Origin of the sequence: Pseudoalteromonas sp. AS84 (assembly GCF_038900255.1) — a bacterium.
Lineage (GTDB): Bacteria > Pseudomonadota > Gammaproteobacteria > Enterobacterales > Alteromonadaceae > Pseudoalteromonas.
Window position 1 is genome coordinate 1 of sequence record NZ_JBBMQY010000048.1, and the last position, 2297, is coordinate 2297.

At 39.7% G+C, this 2297-nt stretch carries 5 tRNA genes; 3 read left to right on the forward strand and 2 right to left on the reverse strand.

What is annotated here, in order from left to right:
- Positions 1–198 precede the first annotated feature (198 nt).
- A tRNA-Glu gene (locus WNY79_RS20750) sits at positions 199–274 on the reverse strand.
- A gap of 37 nt (positions 275–311) precedes the next feature.
- Positions 312–387, reverse strand: a tRNA-Ala gene (locus tag WNY79_RS20755).
- 1259 nt (positions 388–1646) lie between these two features.
- Here WNY79_RS20755 and WNY79_RS20760 point away from each other — a divergent pair.
- From WNY79_RS20760 to WNY79_RS20770, 3 genes are all read left to right on the forward strand, one after another.
- Positions 1647–1722: transfer RNA gene (locus WNY79_RS20760), tRNA-Val, on the forward strand.
- A gap of 153 nt (positions 1723–1875) precedes the next feature.
- Positions 1876–1951, forward strand: a tRNA-Val gene (locus WNY79_RS20765).
- Positions 1952–2000: 49 nt separating this feature from the next.
- Positions 2001–2076, forward strand: a tRNA-Val gene (locus WNY79_RS20770).
- Positions 2077–2297 lie beyond the last annotated feature (221 nt).

The window sequence follows — 2297 nt, forward strand, 5'->3', positions numbered from 1 at the left end:
ACCCCTGTTACCGCCGTGAAAGGGCGGTGTCCTAGGCCTCTAGACGATGGGGACACATAAATGTGTCACTAGGACAATTGATAAGTTTAACTCACATCATGAGCTTTAAGGTAATTGCGTTTAATACAAGTAAAGACTCGAGCTTTAATTGTGACGCTATTTTCTCGGTAAAACCGCCTTTAACTAATAAAAGCTAAGTGGCGTCCCCAAGGGGATTCGAACCCCTGTTACCGCCGTGAAAGGGCGGTGTCCTAGGCCTCTAGACGATGGGGACACAGAAAACTGCTACCCTAGGACAAAACACTAATTTTTGGTGGAGCCATGCGGGATCGAACCGCAGACCTCTTCACTGCCAGCGAAGCGCTCTCCCAGCTGAGCTATGGCCCCAACTTAATCAACACCCGTCGTGATAAACACATCGTGTATCGCTTAGTGCGGGGCGCATTCTATGCACCACCCAAAATAAAGTCAACAGTTTTTTACCTAGCTTTATTTAAATGGTTTAATTTTCAACAAACTGGCTATCAAGCGTGCTAAAAAATACAATTTGAATAATATTCTAGCCCTACTGCTTATAATAACATCACTATATCGCAGCGAATACTCAACAACACCCTACTCCCCCTAATTAATACAACGAAACTACATCAAAGCAAAGGTATACATTTATATGCAAATTGAATTTATCTAAAAACTACCAATTAAGGCCTCGCCAATAGCCTTAATCTTTTAAAAGTTATAATTACTTATAATAACCAAAGTTTAAATGTGGGTTTGAGAGTACCCACAGCCTTCACTCGCTTAATAGCCAGCGTAGCTCGTACTGAGAAAAGTCGATTATTGTTTGAAGAACATTTTTTAAAGAACATTGTAGCTTCGTAATTCTATGTACAAAACTTTAGCTATGTGTGATTTATTTAGGGCATGTTGACCTTTGTGGATTGAAATTTGTTCAATCTAGGGGCGATTTAATCGCGGCGCGAGGTTTGTAACCTAGTGGGCTAACTAAAAACCGAGCAACCAAAGAGTAATTCCCCCCGGGCAGAACCCTTCGGGCAGCGCATGTCTGGTCTTTATACTGCGTTATCGCCTATTTATCGGGAATAACCACACGAATAGGCTCTGCCTTATCTAAACACCTAACATACTGCTGCAAATTTAACCTCGAAAGATCAACACGCCCTAGCCTTAACCCGAAAGGCTGTTAGTGAGGAGTGCGTCTTTCGAATTGACTAGGTTGGCTTATAAAAAATAAAACAAGTACAAAAATAAAGTTTAGAGTACTGTAAATATCATTCGTTTGGGGAAGTTTAAATTAAATTCATTTTTAAAGGCCAGCTCTATTCACTAAATAACTCGCCCTAATATTAATCCATCTGGATTATAATCATAAAAACGACTCCAATAAAAAAACAATGAGTATCGTAAAACTAAATTTAAGATTAATAGAGTTATAATTCCTGCTCTCTTTTGGTGCTTAATTGAACTGCCACATTGAATTTGATGATAAAATAGACTTCCAAAGTATCCTATTGTTTATAAAAGCTTCACTCAGTACATTTTTATCATTCAAGTGTTGACACATTTCCAACTCTATCTATAATAGCGCCCCACAACAACGCAGCAATGTGATGTTGTTTAGATGTGGGTGATTAGCTCAGTTGGGAGAGCATCGCCCTTACAAGGCGAGGGTCACTGGTTCAAGTCCAGTATCACCCACCACTTTTTAATTAAAGTGTTCACATCTAAATTCTATATGGGTCGTTAGCTCAGTTAGAAAAAAGAGAGCATCACCGCTACTTACAAGCAACGGCGAAGTTCACTGGTTAAAGTCCAGTACTATTTATTTTAATAGTAGCGTTTTAATTTATATGTGGGTGATTAGCTCAGTTGGGAGAGCATCGCCCTTACAAGGCGAGGGTCACTGGTTCAAGTCCAGTATCACCCACCACATATAAAACCTATTATTATTTAATAGTCGCGTTATAAAATTGTAATATGGGTCGTTAGCTCAGTTGGGAGAGCATCGCCCTTACAAGGCGAGGGTCACTGGTTCAAGTCCAGTACGACCCACCATTTTTTAAAATGGTGTATATTACAAAAATCTAAATGGGTGATTAGCTCAGTTAGAAAAAAGAGAGCATCACCGCTATTTACAAGTAACGGCGAGGTTCACTGGTTAAAGTCCAGTACTATTTATTTTAATAGTAGCGTTTTAATTTATATGTGGGTGATTAGCTCAGTTGGGAGAGCATCGCCCTTACAAGGCGAGGGTCACTGGTTCAAGTCCAGTATCA